18 protein-coding genes and 1 pseudogene are annotated in these 18173 nt (G+C 65.0%); 9 read left to right on the top strand and 10 right to left on the bottom strand.

The features are described from left to right. Positions 1–197: 197 nt before the first annotated feature. Together ACQPYR_RS23975 and ACQPYR_RS23970 are read right to left on the bottom strand one after the other, a co-directional pair. On the bottom strand, positions 198–1346 hold the full coding sequence (locus ACQPYR_RS23975) for a thiolase family protein (protein ID WP_433621201.1): 1149 nt from the start codon (positions 1344–1346) through the stop codon (positions 198–200). A 17-nt stretch (positions 1347–1363) separates the two neighbouring features. Beyond that, positions 1364–1780, bottom strand: a complete 417-nt coding sequence (locus ACQPYR_RS23970) for a Zn-ribbon domain-containing OB-fold protein (protein ID WP_433621200.1) — start codon at positions 1778–1780, stop codon at positions 1364–1366. Positions 1781–1935: 155 nt separating this feature from the next. On the opposite strand from ACQPYR_RS23970, the gene ACQPYR_RS23965 reads away from it, so the two are divergent. From ACQPYR_RS23965 to ACQPYR_RS23950, 4 genes are all read left to right on the top strand, one after another. Next, positions 1936–2328 carry a pyridoxamine 5'-phosphate oxidase family protein gene (locus ACQPYR_RS23965; protein ID WP_433621199.1) on the top strand — a complete coding sequence of 131 codons (393 nt, stop codon included), beginning with the start codon at positions 1936–1938 and terminating at the stop codon, positions 2326–2328. A 61-nt stretch (positions 2329–2389) separates the two neighbouring features. Next, a complete protein-coding gene (locus tag ACQPYR_RS23960) occupies positions 2390–3622 on the top strand; it encodes an amidohydrolase family protein (RefSeq protein WP_433621198.1) in 1233 nt (410 codons plus the stop codon). Positions 3623–3627: 5 nt separating this feature from the next. Beyond that, positions 3628–5271, top strand: a complete 1644-nt coding sequence (locus ACQPYR_RS23955; protein WP_433621197.1) for a thiolase C-terminal domain-containing protein — start codon at positions 3628–3630, stop codon at positions 5269–5271. Continuing rightward, entirely contained in the window at positions 5268–6197 is a 930-nt protein-coding gene (locus ACQPYR_RS23950) for an alpha/beta hydrolase (RefSeq protein WP_433621196.1), read from the top strand. Before ACQPYR_RS23955 ends, ACQPYR_RS23950 begins: the two co-directional genes overlap by 4 nt. Positions 6198–6499: 302 nt before the next feature. Here ACQPYR_RS23950 and ACQPYR_RS23945 read toward each other — a convergent pair whose 3' ends face one another. After that, positions 6500–7351, bottom strand: coding sequence for a helix-turn-helix domain-containing protein (locus tag ACQPYR_RS23945; protein WP_433621195.1), 852 nt, complete (start codon positions 7349–7351; stop codon positions 6500–6502). After that, entirely contained in the window at positions 7348–7875 is a 528-nt protein-coding gene (locus ACQPYR_RS23940) for a DUF6879 family protein (RefSeq protein WP_433621194.1), read from the bottom strand. Before ACQPYR_RS23940 ends, ACQPYR_RS23945 begins: the two co-directional genes overlap by 4 nt. Before the next feature lie 567 nt (positions 7876–8442). Between ACQPYR_RS23940 and ACQPYR_RS23935 the strand changes: the two genes are divergently transcribed. Further along, the gene (locus ACQPYR_RS23935) at positions 8443–8724 is read left to right on the top strand and encodes a hypothetical protein (protein ID WP_433621193.1); all 282 of its coding nucleotides are present in this window, start codon (positions 8443–8445) and stop codon (positions 8722–8724) included. Positions 8725–8736: 12 nt separating this feature from the next. Here ACQPYR_RS23935 and ACQPYR_RS23930 read toward each other — a convergent pair whose 3' ends face one another. Next, a complete protein-coding gene (locus ACQPYR_RS23930; protein ID WP_433621192.1) occupies positions 8737–9099 on the bottom strand; it encodes a hypothetical protein in 363 nt (120 codons plus the stop codon). A gap of 54 nt (positions 9100–9153) precedes the next feature. On the opposite strand from ACQPYR_RS23930, the pseudogene ACQPYR_RS23925 reads away from it, so the two are divergent. The 3 genes and pseudogenes from ACQPYR_RS23925 (at position 9154) to ACQPYR_RS23915 (ending at position 11247) form a co-directional block, all read left to right on the top strand. After that, positions 9154–10122 (top strand): annotated as a pseudogene (locus ACQPYR_RS23925) (transposase). Between the two features lie 184 nt (positions 10123–10306). Then, positions 10307–10708 (top strand): hypothetical protein, encoded by a 402-nt coding sequence (locus ACQPYR_RS23920; protein WP_433621191.1) that lies wholly within the window; start codon positions 10307–10309, stop codon positions 10706–10708. A 143-nt stretch (positions 10709–10851) separates the two neighbouring features. After that, positions 10852–11247: a hypothetical protein gene (locus tag ACQPYR_RS23915; protein WP_433621190.1), complete on the top strand. Its 396-nt coding sequence runs from the start codon at positions 10852–10854 to the stop codon at positions 11245–11247. Between the two features lie 97 nt (positions 11248–11344). Here the strand turns inward: ACQPYR_RS23915 and ACQPYR_RS23910 are convergent, their stop codons facing one another. The 5 genes from ACQPYR_RS23910 to ACQPYR_RS23890 all read right to left on the bottom strand — a co-directional run bounded on the left by ACQPYR_RS23910 (position 11345) and on the right by ACQPYR_RS23890 (position 16239). Continuing rightward, on the bottom strand, positions 11345–11746 hold the full coding sequence (locus tag ACQPYR_RS23910) for a PPOX class F420-dependent oxidoreductase (RefSeq protein ID WP_433621189.1): 402 nt from the start codon (positions 11744–11746) through the stop codon (positions 11345–11347). 82 nt (positions 11747–11828) lie between these two features. Beyond that, a complete protein-coding gene (locus tag ACQPYR_RS23905; protein WP_433621188.1) occupies positions 11829–12128 on the bottom strand; it encodes a hypothetical protein in 300 nt (99 codons plus the stop codon). Further along, a complete protein-coding gene (locus ACQPYR_RS23900; protein WP_433621187.1) occupies positions 12125–13633 on the bottom strand; it encodes a class I adenylate-forming enzyme family protein in 1509 nt (502 codons plus the stop codon). Before ACQPYR_RS23900 ends, ACQPYR_RS23905 begins: the two co-directional genes overlap by 4 nt. A gap of 2 nt (positions 13634–13635) precedes the next feature. Next, a complete protein-coding gene (locus ACQPYR_RS23895) occupies positions 13636–14934 on the bottom strand; it encodes an amidohydrolase family protein (RefSeq protein WP_433621186.1) in 1299 nt (432 codons plus the stop codon). A gap of 84 nt (positions 14935–15018) precedes the next feature. Then, entirely contained in the window at positions 15019–16239 is a 1221-nt protein-coding gene (locus ACQPYR_RS23890) for a CaiB/BaiF CoA transferase family protein (protein WP_433621185.1), read from the bottom strand. Positions 16240–16567: 328 nt separating this feature from the next. Here ACQPYR_RS23890 and ACQPYR_RS23885 point away from each other — a divergent pair, with 328 nt between their 5' ends. Then, positions 16568–18109 carry an aldehyde dehydrogenase family protein gene (locus tag ACQPYR_RS23885; protein WP_433621184.1) on the top strand — a complete coding sequence of 514 codons (1542 nt, stop codon included), beginning with the start codon at positions 16568–16570 and terminating at the stop codon, positions 18107–18109. Positions 18110–18173: the final 64 nt, after the last annotated feature.

Here is an 18173-nt window from a genome sequence, read left to right as displayed (position 1 = left end):
GGGGCGGCCCGCGTCGTCGTGAAGTCCGTGCGGCAGTTCGGATCACCGGAAGTCAAGGCGTAGGTGTGGCCGCGGGCGACGACCAGCGGGGGCCGGAAAATGGATCTTCGCCAGTTCGGTGCGCGACAGCAGTGTGCAGATACGGTGTCACGCACCGAACCGGGCAGTCTCTGCGCCGGTGGCTTTCGGTGGCGAGATCAGGTCGTCACGATCGTTGCACCCGCGGTGCCCGGAGCGCCGTAGAGAAGCGCGAAGCCCGCCTTGGGATGACCGGATACCTGACGGTCGCCGGCGGTCCCGCGCAGTTGCAGGACGAGTTCGTGGAGCTGGCGCATTCCCGAGGCGCCGATAGGCTCGCCGTTCGCGATGAGTCCGCCGTCGGTGTTCACCGGCATCGAACCGGAGATCTCGGTGACCCCCTCGGCGATCAGCTTCTCCTGGTCTCCATCGGCGCAGAATCCGGCCTCGGCCATGTGGATGACCTCGGCTCCGGCGTCGGTGTCCTGGAGCTGGAGGACGTCGATGTCCCTTGGTGAGATACCCGCGGACTCGAACGCCGCGCGGGATGCGTAGACCGAGGGGGACACGTCTTCCTGCACCGGTGCGTAGGTCGTATTGACCTCGTACGCGCCGTATTTGCGCGTCCGCACCTCGACGGCGCGCACGTATATCGGCTTGCTGGTGTAGCGGTGTGCGATATCGGCTCGGCACATGATCACCGCGGCGGCGCCTTCGTCCGGCGCGCAGAACATGTAGTGGGTCAGCGGGTAGTTGAGCATCGGCGCGGCGAGGATGTCCGCCTCGGAGACCGCCTTGCGGCGGAAAGCGTTCGGATTCGATACGCCGTTGCGGTAGTTCTTGGCGGCGACCTTGGCCAGGGTCTGCACGGAGATCCCGTGGTCGTGCAGGTAGCGGTTGGCCTTCATCCCGAAGAACTGTGTGGTCAGGTATTGACCGTTCTCGCCGTACCACTTGGGCATGCCGACGAGGGTGGGGTCGACGGTGAACGCGCCGCGCGGATGCTTGTCCATGCCGATCGCGATTCCGATGTCGTACTTGCCGAGCCGGATTCCGTCGGCGCAGGCTTCGGTGGCACTGGCCGAGGTGGCGCAGGCGTTGAAGACATTGGTGAAGGGGATCCCGGTCAGTCCCATCAGGCTCACGATCGCGTCGGGATTGGCGACCTCCCAACTGCCACCGACGGCGAATTGAATGTCTCGCCATGCCAATCCGGCGTCGACGAGTGCGGCGCGAATGGCGTCTGTCCCCATCTGCATCGCCGTCTTGCCTTCGAAGCGGCCGAATGGATGCATACCCACGCCGATGATCGCTACATCGTTGGTCATGTGAAAAGTCCTGTCCCTCAAGCTGGCTGGAAGGCGAAGGTGAGCACCTGGTTGCCTTCGGGGTCGGTGCCGAGCGGCACGGTTGTCAGCGTTACTTCCACTCCGAATTCCAGCTTGTCCGGGTCGTTTTCGGTGAGCCGGCCTTCGACTCGGATGACATCGCCGAGCTGGACCAGACCGACCCCGAAGGGAACGAAGGTTTTCGCCGTCTCGTCGCCGAGGTAGGGCGCCCCTGGGAGGAACCCCTGGGTGGTCCAGGCCACCAGGGTTCCGTCGCGCGGCAGTGTGATCGGTTCGATCGACTGCCGACTGCACCGCGGGCACAGGTCCTGGATCGGGAAGACGGTCGCACCGCACTCGCCACACGATCCGCCGATCAGCCGGAACTCTTCGTCCGGCCAGTTGGAGATCTCAGGGGCAATCATTCTCCGCATATTCGTTCCTTCGGGTTGCAGATGTTCATACAGTAAGCCATACCGGAAGCGGTGTCACAACCGTGCGATCGCCAGGTTCGGGCGGCGCTTGCGGCGGACTCTGGAGAGAATTACTGTATATATTTCGATACTGGTGGTGAACGGGTGGTGGAATCATGATGTCGAAAGTGCCTGCCGGATTCGAGGACCTGCTGCGGCGCCCGATCGTCGGCGTGCTCGCGACCGTGACCCCGCACGGATCCCCGGACCAGACGCCTATGCGGTTCATCTGGGACGGCGCACATCTACGCCTTAGTCATACGATTCCGCGGCGCAAGTTCACGAGCCTGCAGGCGAACCCCAACTATTCCTTCCTCATCACCGATCCGGACGCCCCTTCTCGGGTCTTGGAGGCGCAGGGATGGCTGGTCACCGTCAAAGGCGATGAAGACGGCTCGTTCTATTCGACGTTGAACGAGGTGTACGGCGAAACCGAGAAGGGCCTGCCGCCCGACGTGCACGATCGGGTCGTCCTGCTGCTCGATGCCACTAGGTTCATCGCCAAATAGATTGTGTGCCAGGCGGTTACGCCGTTGCGGCCGCACTCGTGCGCCACGAAGGAGACAAGACATGACGCAGCCGATAGACGCCCCGATCTTCGATGCCGATTCACACATGTACGAGACCGCCGAAGCTCTCACCCGATACCTGCCCGAGCAGTACCGGCAGGCCGTCCAGTACGTCCAGATCGGACGCCACACCCGGATCGCCATCAACGGCCGGATCACGGACTTCATCCCGAATCCGACCTTCGATCGGGTCGCCGCGCCGGGCGCGCACGAGAAGTTCTTCGCCGGTGCGAACACCGAGGGCCTCACCCTGCGTGAAATGCAGGGCGCCGCAATCGAAGCGCCCGCCGCCACCCGCAATCCGGACGACCGGATCATCGAACTCGACCGCCAGGGTGTCCGCGAAACACTCAACTATCCAACACTGGCAAGCCTCGTCGAGCACTCCGCGGCCGATGATCCCGAGTTGACCCTGGCCATCATCCACGCGCTCAACCAATGGATGCTCGAGCACTGGACCTTCGCCTACCAGGATCGGATCTTCAGCACGCCGATCATCAACTGCGCCGAAGTCGACGGCGCCCGGCGCGAACTCGAGTATCTCCTCGACAGCGGGGCGAAGGTGGCCCTGATCAAGCCAGCGCCGGTAAAGGGCCTGCACGGATGGCGATCACCCGCTCTGCCGGAGTTCGATCCGTTCTGGCGTGACGTGGAGAACGCCGGCCTGGCGATCGTGCTGCATGCCAGCCAGCCGCCGCTCGATGAGTACATCAACAAGTGGGAACCGCCGGCCACCAAGAACTTCATGGCCATGAGTTCATTTCGGTGGCTGGCGCTCGGGCATCGGGAGATCTCCGACATGATCGGCAGCCTGATCTGCCACGGCACCCTCACCCGGTTCCCCAAGCTGCGCATCGCCAGTGTGGAGAACGGCAGTTCGTGGATTCATCCCCTCTTCCACGACTTGGCAGACCTGACCAAGAAGATGCCGCAGAACTTCCCCGAAGACCCGCTGGAGGTTTTCCGGCGCAATATCTGGGTCAGCCCGTTCTGGGAGGGATCGGTCGCCGACGTCGTCGAGACGGTCGGTTGGGACCGGGTGATGTTCGGCTCGGATTATCCCCACCCCGAGGGACTCCCGGAGCCGAAGGGCTACTGGAAGTACGCCGAGGGTATGGACGAGCGCCGCACCTGGGACTTCATGGGCGACAACGCACGCCGATTCATGGGTTTGCCTATCGCGAATCCCGATCCGGCCGCGCAGCATCCGCCGGTGTTCGAGAGCAGCCGGTGAGCGTGATGCGTCCCCAGCCGTCCATCACACCCGAGAACGAGTTCTTCTGGACCTCCGGCGCGGACGGCCGCCTGCGCGTCCGGGAATGCCTGTCCTGTGCCGCGTTGATCCATCCGCCGCAACCGGTCTGCCGCTATTGCCGCGGCGACCGGATGGGCGCGCGGGTGGTGAGCGGTTTCGCCACCCTCATCGGTTTCACCGTGAACCACCGCTTCCAGGTGCCGGGCCTGCCCACGCCGTACGTAGTGGCACAGGTTGCCCTGGAAGAGGATCCGCGCGTGCGGCTGACCACCAACGCGGTGGCATGTGAAGCCGAGCAGCTGACCCTCGGTATGCGCATGCAGGTAGAGTTCGAGCGTCTCGGCGCGGTGTGGCTGCCGCTGTTCCGTCCGGCGGACGAGCAGAAGCCATTGGCTCCCTTGCCATCCGACGACATCGACCCTGCCTCGGTGTCGCGCCATGTCCGGCCGATGGCGTCACCGGAGAAGTTCGAGGACAGGGTCGCGCTCACCGGAATCGGGATGTCGGAGCTCGGGCGGCGGTTGATGGCCGACCCGCTGTCGCTGACAGTGCAGGCCTGCCGGACGGCGGTCGAGGACGCGGGCCTGCGCCTGGAGGATATCGACGGGCTGTCGACCTATCCGGGATCCGGTGCCTTCGGCCCGTTCGGCGAGGGCGGTGTCACCGCCCTCGAATCGGCCCTGGGTATCCGGCCAACCTGGTACAACGGCAGCGCGGAGACCTTCGGGCCGGGGGGTTCGGTCGTCGCCGCAATGCTGGCGGTGGCCAGCGGGCTCGCCCGGCACGTGCTGTGCTTCCGCACCGTATGGGAGTCCACCTACGGGGAATTGGTTCGTGCCGGGCGCATTTCGCCGTCCGGCGGGATCGCCGACGGCTGGCTGGTGCCGTTCGGCGCGGTATCGGCGGCGCATGTGCTGGCGCAGACCGCGCAGCGCCACTTCCACCGGTACGGCACCGATCGCGAGACCCTCGGCTGGATCGCACTAAACCAACGCGCCAATGCCGCATTGGACCACACCGCGATCTACCGCGACCCGCTCACCATGGACGATTACCTCTCGGCGCGCTCCATCACCACCCCGTTCGGGCTATACGACTGCGACGTGCCGTGCGACGGGGCGGTGGCGGTGATCGTCTCCGCCCGGGAAACCGCCGGGGATCTGGCGCAGCCACCGGTTCTGGTGGAGGCCGTCGGAACCCAGATCATCGAACGGCTGGAATGGGATCAGAGCACCCTCACCCATGAGCCGCAGGTGCTCGGCCAGGCCGCGCACATGTGGACGCGCACCGATCTGAAGCCCGCCGACGTCGATGTGGCCGAGCTCTACGACGGATTCACCTTCAACTGTCTGTCCTGGATCGAGGCGCTCGGCTTCTGCGGTATCGGGGAGGCGAAAGACTTTCTGGCGCAAGGCAAGAACATCGCCCGCGACGGTGTGCTGCCGCTCAACACCCACGGCGGGCAGCTCTCGCACGGCCGCACCCACGGCATGGGCCTGGTCCGCGAGGCCGTACTCCAGCTCCGGGGTCAAGCCGGCGTCAGACAGATTCCCGACGCTCGGGTCGGTGTCGTCACCAGCGGCGGGCTGACGCCCAGCGGTGTGCTGCTGCTGCGGGCGAACCGGTGACGGCGGAGGAGACCGATCTGCTGATCGGCGAGGCAGTAACCGGGGGAGTGACGGCCCAGGTGGCCGAGATCGACGGGATCGCGATGTCGGCGCTGTGCGCGGAAGTCGACCAGCCGCGCGCGGTGGTGGTGGCTGTGCACGGTGGCGCGACCACATCCCAGTACTTCGACTGCCCGGGGCGACCGTCGATGTCGCTCTTGCGAATCGGCGCGGCCCTCGGATTCACGGCACTGGCCGTGGACCGGCCCGGCTACGGCGAGTCGGCTCCGCACGCCGGTACTTTCGCCGACCCGGACCACCGGGTGGACACGTGCTATCGGACCGTCGACGCGATGCTCGGGTCGCGACCGCGCGGTGCCGGAGTGTTTCTGTTGGCGCATTCGGCGGGTTGCGATCTGGCGCTGCGCATGGCCGCCGACGAACGCGGTGCGCATCTGCTGGGGCTCGAGCTCGCCGGAACCGGCGTGCGCAAACATCCCGACGCCGAGCGACGAATTGCGCAGATGTCGGTGACGCGCAGCCGGGCCGCCATTCGGGAAATGCTGTGGGAGCCCGGATACCTGTATCCGCCGGAGATTTTCGGCGGCAAGTCGATCTCGGTTACCGGCCCCGACTACGAGGCGGCGGTGGTCCGCGACTGGCCACCCGCCTTCCCGGAATTGGCCCGCCGGGTGCGGGTACCGGTGCGATTCAGCCACGGCGAATTCGAGCGGGTCTGGCGATCGGATGCCGCCGCCATGGCGGAGATCCGGCAGATGTTCAGCGCCGCACCGCGATTCGTCACCAATGTGCAATCCGAGGCCGGACACAACCTGAGTCTCGGATTCGGCGCGGCCGCATACCATCTCGGCACGTTGTCGTTCGTGGAGGAATGCGCGGTCCTCAGGCGGGCCGAAAATCCGGCTCCCCGCCCGAGCCCTGAGTGAACACCCGGCCTCGTCGCTCAAATGACCACGGCCGAGGATCCACTGCACGCCGGGGGCGATAGGCAACCGCGCGGAAGCTATTGCGGTGCGAGTATATTCAGGCTGCCGAGTTTCAAGAAGGCTGCCAGTTGCTGATCGACGACTTCGATCAGATCAGCAACCTGGCGTCCAGGCAGTTGGAATCCACTCTCGACGGCATCGTAGGGACATCTACCTCCATGCCGCGGTGCCCGAAGTTCGGGAGTTCTTGGAGATGCGGGCCGAGGCGGTCTAGAGCTGCCCGTGTCGTCGGACGGTACGGATCAACGTCCCGGATCTGCATCGTCGGCCCCGCGGCTATACCGGTCCATCGCGGCCCGGATCAGTTCGCGGGCACCGTTGCCGATCACCGCCTGTTCGGTCAAGGCTGTGAACGCTTTTTCGTACAGCACAACTTCGCGCGGCTGAGTTACCGTCAGCTGCGCGGTGATCGTCTCGGCCTGCACCATCTTTCGGTCGAAGATGGTGAAGTTCATCAGGGGTATCCGGTAGGCGGCATCCAGGGGGATCACGCCGAGTACGACGCGCGGCAGGGTCATCGCTACCAGGAGCCGGTCCAATTGTTCGATCATCACCTCCGGGCCGCCGACAACCGTGCGGAGGGCTTGTTCGCCGATGAGGAAGTGGAAGCGGTGCCGTCCTCGGTACAGGACGGTTTGTCGCTCCAGCCGGGCCGCCAGCGATGCGTCGATGGCGGTGGGTCCGCCGTAGAGGGCTTCGACGGTTTCCAGGACGCCCCGAATGTAGCGCGGTGTCTGCAGCAGGCCGGGGATCAGGCCAGGCTCGTACCAGCGGACTAACTCGGCGTCGGCTTCCATTTTGGCGATCACCCGCTGCCACTGGGGGATACGCATGCGCCGTACTTCGAGGTAGGCGGCTTCGACGTTGTGCAGGGTGGCGATCAGGTCGGGCAACTGGTTGGTGGCATGACAATGCAGACACCACGCCCGGAGGTCCTTTTCGGAGGGTGTCTGCTTGCCATATTCGATTTTCGAGACCTTCGACTCGTGCCACCCCTCGAGATCCGCGAGGGCACGGCCGGTCAGACCGGCACCCTTACGGATCTCGCGCAGTCGCTGCCCGAGCGCCTCGCGGGCTTCCCGCGGATTGGTCACTGATGCAGCACGTGCACGTATTCGTCGTGGGGAACCGCCACCGGCCAGACACGGTCACGGACACTGCGGAAATGCGCCGCGATCACCGGATCGGTCGTCACGGCGAAACCGGCACCCTCCCCGGTGGAAGTGAACACGCTAAACGCCGCCAAGTGGTCATCGAACAGCCAGTAATCGTCAGCGGTCAGGTCGGACGACGCGATCGAATGTCGTGGCAGCCATCGGATTTCCTCACCGGCTGCGATGTTGCGCGGCGATACCGACAGTGCCCACCGGGTGTAGTCGGTGTGTGGTTCGGTCACCACCCGTACCCGTTGTACCACTTTGCCGGCATGGGTGATCTCCTGGACCAGATCGAGCCAGCCCTGTTGCCAGGTGGTCTCTTCGGGTTCCCCGGCCAGGAACTGCCGCAGCGGTTCGAACTCTCCGGATACGGCATATGTGTCCTGCAGTTCGAGATGGAAGGCACGTTGCCACGGGGACCGGAACAGTTTGTCGAGTTCGTCACCGGTCAGCGAGTACATCGCGGCGAATCTCCTTTCCTATCGGGACCTCGACACACGTTTCGTGCGGCGGAATGTCCATCTGCGCCAATGCTTCCGCATCTGTCACGGGTTCTCCCGTGAGGGTGAACGTCCCGTGTCCCATGTCGTGAAGCAGTGTGCCCAAACAGGTTCCAGGCTCTAGGAACCCGAGGAGGGGGTGCGGTATTTCGATCAATTCTGGGTGGCCCGGTACCCGCCATCCCTGTACCGCGTAGGTGCCGCGGTCGGTGAGATACAGCGTGGGCGACTGGTGAGAGCCGGTGTTCTTGCCGAGGAAACGTACGCGCATGATGGAGACCCCTGCCAACTAGTATGCGTCAGCTTGCTTGCTGAGCAGGTTCATCGTCGCCGCTGGCGTAGCTTGCGGTCAACGATTCATGGATTCTCGAGCAAGTTTACGCAAGGTCGTTGCTGCCGTGTATTCAGCGCTTCTAGCGTCGATCAGCAGGCACTCGGCACCAGTGAGCACCGACGAAGATCCTCCCGGTCAACTGTGGTTCCTGGTGCCGAGTCGTCTTCAGCTGAACGCGAGAGGAGTGAAAGGCATTGCGCCAGTACCTGGTCAAGGTTCACTGCTGCGGCAGCCGGTGGCTTATCCACGTACCAGGGATCGATCGCTGGACGCCGGTCGATGACAAGAAGGCCATCGCGACGACCGCGAAACAGATGATCTCGGCCGTCACCGGTGCGACACCTGACACATTCGGCGTCGACCTCACCGAGGATCGGGTGGTCGGCAGCATCGACGAGTTCGCCCTCGGAGCAACGTTGCTTTCTCGGTGGGAAGCGGCAACACCAGCCGCCACCGGCCCGAGCGATGCAGCCTAACACTGCCGAATCTCATACGAAATGCGTTACAACACAATTGAATACGACCGAGTCGCTGCAGTGTTCGGCAGCGACGTTGTCTTTCAACATCGCTCGATGGGTCTGCTCCAAGGGGGAATTGCTATGCGTACCATCCTGTTTCGGCTCCGCTTCGTCGCCGCGGCTATCCTGACCTTCCTGACGTTGGCTATGGGCCAGGCGGGGGCGATCACTATCGACCAGTGCGTCGATGGTGGCGGCATTGTGGTCCGCTGCGCCGAACAACCCATCACCCGACAGGACAAGATCACCTGTCGGTTGAGTCCAGGAAGATGGTGTACGGCCTGAACGTCCTTGCAGCGCAGGGTGTGTCGTAACCAGGAAGTGGGTGGTCACCGCGTGATCCTTCAAGAGACCGTCCAAAGTCACTCGAAGGAACAAGACCACGCGATGACCAATATTCAGCCTATCGACCCGAGCAAGATGCTGTCCGATCAACTCGCTGTCGCGAGCCCGGACCTGCTGCGCAACATGATGTCGACGTTCATCCAAGCCCTCATGGGCGCCGAGGCCGACACGCTGTGCGGTGCAGGTTATGGTGAGCGTTCCGATGATCGGGTCAATTCCCGAAACGGTTACCGGCACAGGGATTTCGACACCCGGGTCGGCACGATCGATGTCGCCATCGGCGAAACTGCGTCAAGGCAGCTATTTCCCGGATTGGCTGCTCGAGCGCCGCAAACGCGCCGAGCGGGCGCTGACGTCGGTGGTGGCGACCTGCTACCTGCTCGGCGTCTCGACGCGCCGGATGGAGAAGCTGGTCGAATCACTCGGTGTGACAAAGCTTTCCAAGTCGCAGGTCTCGGTCATGGCCGCCGAGCTCGACGCGCCGGGCTCGTCGCCGCGATCGGCGCGACCCTGCCCGGCGCGTCCTGGCAACGCTGCAGAACCCACTACACCGTCAACCTGATGTCGATCACCCCGAAGACATCGTGGCCATGGGTGCGCACGCTGCTGCACTCGGTGTTCGACCAAGCGGACTCCGAATCTGTTGCCGCCCAATATGATCGGATGCTCGACGCCCTGTCGGAGAAGCTGCCGAAAGTCGCCGCGCACCTCGACGCAGCCCGCGCCGACCTGCTCGCGTTCACCGCCTTCCCCAAACAGATCTGGCGCCAAATCTGGTCCAACAACCCCCAGGAACGGTTGAACAAAGAGATCCGCCGCCGCACCGACGTCGTCGGCATCTTCCCTGACCGACAAGCGATCATCCGCCTCGTCGGCGCAGTCCTGGCCGAACAACACGACGAATGGATCGAAGGCCGCCGCTACCTCGGCCTGGACGTCCTCGCCCGCTCCCGCGGCACCACCGACCCCACCGAACAGGAGGAAGCCACCACCACAGCCCTCACCGCATAACCGAAAACCGGATCATGCGGTGACCACCCCAGTTACACCACGCATTTGGACTTGACCTCACCTGTCCAGCACCGGGCAAATCCACCAAACTGTGGTGTTTCGGTGGCTTCTACGGCTCCCCGGAACCACTGGAGATTCTGGAGTTCGGCGGCCGTTCCCGGTATGGCGGATAGGGTTGACCAGCATGAGCGAACGCGACGAATCCACCGTCACGGTTACTGGAGCAGCTCCGGGGTTGATCAGGGTGCTGCGTCAGGCCACGGCCATTGCTGCCGAGCATGGGCACAACTGGATCGGGGTGGAAGACGTGTTGGCTGCCATCGTGACCGCTGAACCGCTCTCCATCCTGGAAGTGCACTGGCCCCGGCACGGCGGAACACCACTGAACCGCGGCGAGATCAACGACGTCGATCCGTCAGCGCCACAGGAGACGTTGACGTTCGATGAGGTCAAGGCGTTGGTGCAGGCAATGGTGCCGGGAGTACCGAACGGCGCACACGGGCCGACGGAGCCGGCTGCTGTTACCTACGAGGTGACGGGGCCGCATTCGGATGAGTTTCGGGTAGGCATTGAGCGGCACGGATAAGCTGACTGCCACCGATCCAGGTCATATCGGGCTGCCGTCCCCGAAAGCTGTTGCTACTGTACGGCCTCCACCCGGTAACACCCGTGAGAACTACGCCGCCGCATTCGCACTGACTTGCGCGCCACACACTGATGAGGAGCACTGTGAGTAGCGACGACGATCACGGCGGCAAGGTCTTTCGCGAAGCCTGGATCACTGGCGTCACCACGCATTACCCCGGTACGCCGAAGGACAGTTACATCACGCCGTGGGAGAACACGCCGGACTGGGAGCGTGCCAGTGCGGCGGCGGTCTACTGTCAAGTGGTCGACTTCATCGAGCTCACGGACGGCGCCGCTACCCGTTTGAGCCCAGAGCTGAAAGGGCAGTTCGTCGCGATCTGCTGGATCGGACAAATTCTAACTCGTATCCCGGACCCGAAACCAGGCTACATCGCGCCTTGGGATCAACTGCCGGAGTGGCAGCAGAAGACCGACATCGGCGTCTTCGAGGCGATCCAGCGCGATGTGACGGCGTCCGAGGCTGTGTCCAAGTCGTAGGGAAGCGCGGCTTCTTCTCCATTGTTCAGCGAAAGGTTCTCTCGCCCAACGACTTCACAGGCGTCGGCGAATTCGTCGACGCCTGACAGCCTTCGAATCAGTTATTGGGCGTGCGACTGGTGAAATCGAAGGAGCCGCCGTCGATGCCCCACGAGATGATCCGTTCGGGATGGATCCGAATGATCGAGCGCTCCTGGGGCGGGAACGGCGGCTCCTGGTCGTCGAGCGCCTCGGCCGTGCCGCGCACCTCGATGCCGCGAATAACATACGGCTCCAACGAGACCTGCTGGTCGACCACGAACGAGACCCGACTGCCAGCCTCGACGTTGCGGTACTTTCGGCTGGTCTGCATGCGCATACCGCCGATGTCGATGGTGCCGTCGGCATTCACCCGATAGCTGGTCGGGTTGTTCTGCACAACGCCGTCGGGCGATACCGTGGCCAGCCGACCGATCCCGGCCTCCGCGAGGAACTGCTGCTCATTCGTAGTGAAAGTCACCAATGAAGCGTAGCGGGGATGTCCTCGGCAGCGACCACGCCATTCTTGGGAGCCAGGGGTTACGCACGATTGCTCCTACGTGTCAGTCGCTGGATGGCAGTGCTTTGGCCTGCTTGAGTTCCAACGGGATGTCGCGCACCGCGAGCGTGCCCGATCCTGGCCGGGTGACGAGGATTTCGGCCCCGGTCTCGTGGACGTAGCGTTTTCCGAGGGCGGTGCCGTCGGCGAAGCGCTGGTCGAGTTCGGTGGTGGTCTTCTCGGCGCCGATCGGCACCATCGGGGCGCCGCCGCAGCGCAGCCCGTCGAGGGCGTCGGTGGCTCTGATGACGATCACCTGGGTTTCGCAGACCTGGCTTTCCAGCCGGGCGCCACTGTTGATCACGATGCTTCCTCGATGGTCTGGGTGAGTTGTTCGATCAGGGTGCGCCGCAGCACTTTCCCGGTCGGTGTGGTGGGCAGCTGATCGCGGAATACGACGCGGTCCGGTGTTCGCGACCCGCGCAGGTTGGCGCGGACATGGTCGCGCAGTGCTTCCGGTTCGGGCGCGCTGCCGGGCGCCGGGACGACCACCGCGACGATGATCTGGCCCCACTGCGGGTCGGGGATGCCGATCACCGCGGTCTCGTGGACGTGCGGGTGCTCCACGAGCACGTCCTCGAGTTCGGCCGGTGCGATGTTCTCACCGCCCCGGATGATGGTGTCGTCGCTGCGGCCGCCGAGGAACAGGTAGCCCTCGTCGTCGAGCGTGGCGAGATCGTTGGTGGGGAACCAGCCTTCGCCGTCGAGTACCGAACCGATATCGGCGTAGGCGCCCGACACCTGCGGGCCGCGGACGAACAGCGCGCCGGTCTCGCCGGGGGCGGTGATCGTGCCGTCCTCGGCGCGGATCTGCAGTTCGATGCCGGGGACCGCGCGGCCGACCGAGCCGAGCCGTTTCGCGACGGCGAGATCGTCGGCGTGGTAAGCCTTCCGGTGATCGTCGGGGGTGAGTACCGCGATGGTCGAACTGGTCTCGGTCAGGCCGTAGGCGTTCACCAAGTCGACATCGGGCAGCAGTTCCATCGTCTTGCGCACCAGCGGCAGCGGCGCCTTCGAGCCGCCGTAGGCGAGGGTGCGCAGGGTCGGCAGGGCCACCGGCGTGGCTTCGAGCATGGTGACGATCCGATCGAGCATCGTCGGCACCACGGTGGCGTTGGTGATCTGCTCGTCGTTGACCAGCCGAATCCACTCCCGAGGCTCGAACTGCCTGAGGTACACCATCTTTCGTCCGGCGTAGAGATTCGACAGTGCCGCGCCGACGCCCGCGATGTGATAGGGCGGCACACAGATCAGCGCGGCGTCGCCCGGCTCGGCCGAGCCGAAGTCGACGGTGCCCATGACGTAGCTGGTCAGGTTGGCATGGGTCAGCTCCACCGCCTTGGGACGTGCGGTCGTGCCGGAGGTGAACAGCACGACCGCGACGTCCTCGGGTGCGGCCTCGACGATCTCGGTCGTCGAGGCCGCCGCCCGGGTGGCGGCGAGGAACAGATCGGTGTCGATGACCTGTTTGCCCGCACCCTCGACCGCCTCGGCGTATTCGGCGTCGACCACCACCAGCGGTGCGGGCAACCGGTCGATCAGCTCGCGCAGCGCCGAAGCGCTGAGACGGTAGTTCAACGGGGTGAAGGCCCGTCCCGCTCGGGCGGAGCCGAACAGGAGCAGAGGCACCATGAGACCACCGGTGCCGACGTATGCGACGTGTCCGACGCCCGACGAACTGATCAGTCCCGCCGCGCCGCGGGCCATGGCATCCAGTTCCGCGGTGGTGACCCGGACAGCGCCGGATACCACCGCGAGCCGATCGGGATCGTCGGCCTCGACCATGTCGAGCAATAGCGAAACGCTCAACCTCAGCTCGCGTTCTGGGTGGTGGCAGCTTTGATCTGCGACTGGAACTGCCGCAGCTTCTCCTCGGCCGCGGTCGACTTGTGGCTGCGAGCCTGGATGCTGACATCGTGATCCGCGGCGGCCGCGCGCAACGCGCCGACGGTGGCCTTCTCTCGCGGCACATGGGCGAACGGGTCGAAGGAGTACCAGCGCATCGCATTCAGGTGCGTCATCTTGTCGATCTCGTCGTCGGGCACCTGCTCGCGCCGCAGCACCTCGTGCAGTGCCTCGGGCGCGTCGGGCCACATCGAGTCGCTGTGCGGGTAGTCGGCCTCCCATGAGATGTTGTCGATGCCGATTTCGTTGCGCAGCCGCACACCGATCGGATCGCTGATGAAACAGGTCAGGAAATGATCCCGGAAGACCTCCGAGGGCAGCTTGCCGCCGAAGTCCTGCATGGTCCACGTCGAATGCATTTCGAAGGTGCGGTCGACGCGTTCCAGGAAGTATGGAATCCAGCCGGTGCCGCCCTCGGACAGTGCGATCTTCAGATCCGGGTAGTTCTTGACGGGCTTGGACCACAACAGATCCGCGGCGGCCTGCACGATATTCATCGGCTGCAGGGTGATCATCACATCCGGCGGCGAGTCGACCGCGGGGATCGAGAGCCGCCCCGATGATCCGATGTGGACGCTGCACACGGTGTCGGTGTCGACCAGGGCCTGCCACAGCGGATTCCAGTACGGGTCATGGAAACTGGGATAGCCCAATGCCGCCGGGTTCTCCGTGAACGTCAGCGAATGCACACCCTTGGCCGCGCAGCGGCGCACCTCGGCCGCGCACAGTTCGGCATCCCAGATCACCGGCAGCGCCATCGGAATGAAGCGCCCCGGATAGGCGCCGCACCACTCATCGATGTGCCAGTCGTTGTAGGCCCGCACCAGCGCCAGCGAGAAGTCCGAATCGTCGGTGGCGAACAGACGGGCCGCGAAGCCCGGGAACGACGGGAAGTTCATCGACGCCAGAATGCCGCCTGCGTTCATATCCTTGACGCGCTCATCGACGTCGTAGCAGCCGGGCCGGATCTCGTCCAGCCCTTCGGGTTCGAGCCCGTACTCGTCCTTCGGCCGTCCCGCCACCGCGTTGAGCGCGACATTGGGAACCACGATGTCGCGAAACTTCCACATGTCGGCGCCGTCGTCGGTGTGTATCAGCCGTGGCGCGTCGGCGGCGTACTTCTTCGGCAGATGGTTCTTGAACATGTCCGGCGGTTCGATGATGTGGTCATCGACGCTGATCAGGATCATGTCGTTCTTGTCCACGTCCACACTCCTTCGTGGAGGTTACAGTATGGCTTACAATATAGCCCATGGCTGGGCTTCGCGGGATGGTCGACGGGATCCGGTTCAGAGGACCGCGCCGGCGTCCTTGGCGGCGACGATGTCGTCCCACTCCATGCCGAGTTCGAGCAGGATTGTCTCGGTGTGTTCGCCGTACTCCGGCGAGCGGCTCGGTGGCGCCGGTGTCTCATCGAATTGCACTGGGGCGCTGACGGTTCGGTAGGCCTTACCGGCGCTGTCGGCCAACGTCATCAGATAGCCGTTGGCGGCAACCTGGGGGTCTGCGAGCACTTCCTGCGGGCTGGCGATCGTGGCCCACACGCCCGGCTCGTCGGCGAGGACCTTCTGCCACTCGGCGAGATCGCGTTCGGCGAAGGTCTTGCGGAGTTCGACGGTGGCGGCCTCGTGGTTGGCGACCAGATTCGCCAGCGGAACGAACCGTTCGTCGGTGGCCATATCGGCCCGTCCGATGCGCTCGCAGAATCCACGCCAATAGCGGTCCGCCTGCAGCAGCATCATCTGCACCCAGCGGCCGTCACGCGTCTTGTACCGGTTGACCGCGGGATTGAGTGCGGTGCCCGCCGGGTTCGGCGGAATCCGGTCGATGTCGTAGTAATCGGCCGCCGCGATATCCGGCGCCACGGCCCACATGCCCTGTGCCAGAAGTGAACTGTCGACGATCGGGGCGTGTCCGGTGCGCTCCCGGTGGAACAGGGCCGCCGTGACGCCGCCCGCCAGGGTGATGCCGCCCTGGAGGTCGCCGAAGGCCGGTCCCTGCGCCACCGGGTATTCGGCGTCGGGCGGGGTGAGCGCGTAGGCGACACCGGCGCGCGCCAGGTAGCTGGCGCCGTCGAATCCGCCGCGCTCGCGCTCCGGTCCGCGACTGCCGTGGCCGCTGCCCCGGGCGATGATGATCTTCGGGTTGAATTCGCGAATCCGGTCGACGGATAGACCGGCTCGTGCGAGCGGTCCGGGCAACCAATTGGTCAGGAACACATCGGCATTCGCGATCAGCTTGCCGAGGATCTCGCGCCCGCGCTCGGATTTGATATCCACGCCGATGCTGCGCTTGCCGTGGTTGCCGAGTTCCATCATGTAGTTGGCCTGCACCGGCGACCGCGCGGGATCAAGGCCGCCGACGACCAGGGCGCGACACGGATCGCCGCCCCTGGTGTCCTCGACCTTGATCACATCCGCGCCCCAATCCGCCAGTGCGGCGCCGGCGCTGGGCACATATGTCCACGACGCCAGTTCGACTACTCGGACGCCATTGAGCAGACCCGACATAGGAGCTCCCTTTCCTGCGATTGCCCACCGTCTTGAAGTAATATACGGTAATGCTTACAGTTAAGCATCCAGGATGGACAATTCAGGCGGGTCTCGGACAACGTCGTCCGAAGGGAATCAGCGTTGCTTCCCGTGTACCCGGAGCTCACCGCCTGCCGCGCGCGAGGCGGTGACGTTTGGTAACTGCTGTCGGATGATCAGGAGGAGATGTGAGCGAGCGAACCGTCCGACACAGCGCGTGGTCGCGCGCGGCGGAGTGCAGCGAGCGAACAATCAGCACAGCCGAGCACTCGCTCGTGCCGGAGCCGAGCGTCAGCGAGGCGCGGGTATGAGCGAGATCGTCGGGGAGGCATCGGCGCCCATTATCGAGTTGGCGCGCCGAGCTGCCGAGCGCGCCGAATTCCGGATGCTGATCGACGGCGAATTGGTCGAGGCGGCCTCGGGCGGTGCGTTCGACAACATCAGCCCCGCGACCGGCGAAGTGCTCGGCCGCACGGCGGCTGCGGATTCGGCGGATATGCTGCGGGCGATCGCGGCGGCGCGCCGGGCCTTCGACGAAACCGACTGGTTGACGAATCGGGCGCTGCGGCAGCGGTGCCTGGAGCAACTGCAGCAAGCCCTCGAGGCCGAAAAGCACGAGCTGGGCGAGGAACTCGTCGCCGAGGCCGGATGTCCGGCGATGACGCTGCGCAATGCGCAATTGGACTGGCCGCTGGCGGAGTCCCTGCGTTATCCGTCGCGGCTGATCGACGAATTCGGCTGGGAGCGCGTACTCGACGGCGGCGGCCTGTTCGGTGACCGCAACGTACGCACCGTGATACAGGAACCGGGGGGTGTGGTCGCGGCGATCTGCCCGTCGAACTTCCCGCTCGAGGTCGCGCTCAACAAACTCGGCCCGGCGCTGGCGGCGGGAAATACGGTGGTGCTCAAGCCCGATCCGAATACGCCGTGGCATGCCACTCGACTCGGGCGGCTGATCGCCGAGGGCACCGACTTTCCGCCAGGGGTTGTCAATGTCGTCCCTACCCCGTCCAACGAGGTCGCCGGACTACTGGCGATCGATCCGCGGGTGGACATGATCTCGTTCACCGGGTCGACCGCGGTCGGGCGCACGCTCATGCGGTTGGGCGCGGACACCATGAAGCGGACATTTCTCGAGCTGGGCGGCAAGTCGGCGCTGATCGTATTGGACGACGCCGACCCGATGGCGGCACTGCGCAGCGCGGTCGGCGTCTGCGTGCACGCGGGTCAGGCATGCGCCGCGACCAGCCGGATGCTCGTGCACCGGTCGAAGTTCGACGAGATGGTAGCGAGCGTGGCCGCGGCGTTCGAGGCGCTGCCTGTGGGCGATCCGGCACTGCCGGAAACCCTGGTGGGACCGGTGATCAGCGCGGCACAGCGCAGCCGCGTGCTGGACGCGTGCACGCGAGCGACCGTCGACGGCGCCCGACTGGTCACCGGTGGGGGAGCAGTGCAGAACCTGTCGCCCCAATTGGCCGGCGGCTACTTCGTCGAGCCGACGCTATTCGTCTGCGACGATCCGAGTCTGCCGATCGCCCAGGAGGAGATCTTCGGCCCGGTCCTGGTGATGATGCCGTTCTCCGACGACGACGAGGCGGTGCGCATCGCCAACGACAGCGCCTACGGCCTGGCCGGGGCCGTGCTCTCGGGATCGCTGGAGCGGGGGATGGGCATCGCGCGGCGCATCCGGACCGGCGCGATCGGTGTCAACGGCGGCATGTTCTACGGCGCGGATGCCCCGTTCGGCGGGTACAAGAACAGCGGAGTCGGCCGCCAGTGCGGCCTGGAGGGCTTCCAGCAGTATCTGGAGACCAAGACGATCGGCAGCCGAATTCCTCGGCAGCGCTGAAAAATTCGCGACGCCGTGGCCACTACCGGCGTGCGGCCCACCACTGAATGACGGAAAGGGTGTA

The organism is Nocardia sp. CA-120079 (genome assembly GCF_050955745.1).
Lineage (GTDB): Bacteria > Actinomycetota > Actinomycetes > Mycobacteriales > Mycobacteriaceae > Nocardia.
This window is presented reverse-complemented; position numbering and strand designations above follow the sequence as displayed.

Coding starts and splice junctions, on each gene's coding strand:
- ACQPYR_RS23965 (WP_433621199.1), top strand. CDS start 1,936: ATGATGTCGAAAGTGCCTGCCGGATTCGAGGACCTGCTGCGGCGCCCG.
- ACQPYR_RS23885 (WP_433621184.1), top strand. CDS start 16,568: ATGAGCGAGATCGTCGGGGAGGCATCGGCGCCCATTATCGAGTTGGCG.
- ACQPYR_RS23970 (WP_433621200.1), bottom strand. CDS start 1,780: ATGCGGAGAATGATTGCCCCTGAGATCTCCAACTGGCCGGACGAAGAG.
- ACQPYR_RS23920 (WP_433621191.1), top strand. CDS start 10,307: ATGAGCGAACGCGACGAATCCACCGTCACGGTTACTGGAGCAGCTCCG.
- ACQPYR_RS23975 (WP_433621201.1), bottom strand. CDS start 1,346: ATGACCAACGATGTAGCGATCATCGGCGTGGGTATGCATCCATTCGGC.
- ACQPYR_RS23890 (WP_433621185.1), bottom strand. CDS start 16,239: ATGTCGGGTCTGCTCAATGGCGTCCGAGTAGTCGAACTGGCGTCGTGG.
- ACQPYR_RS23960 (WP_433621198.1), top strand. CDS start 2,390: ATGACGCAGCCGATAGACGCCCCGATCTTCGATGCCGATTCACACATG.
- ACQPYR_RS23940 (WP_433621194.1), bottom strand. CDS start 7,875: ATGTACTCGCTGACCGGTGACGAACTCGACAAACTGTTCCGGTCCCCG.
- ACQPYR_RS23955 (WP_433621197.1), top strand. CDS start 3,628: ATGCGTCCCCAGCCGTCCATCACACCCGAGAACGAGTTCTTCTGGACC.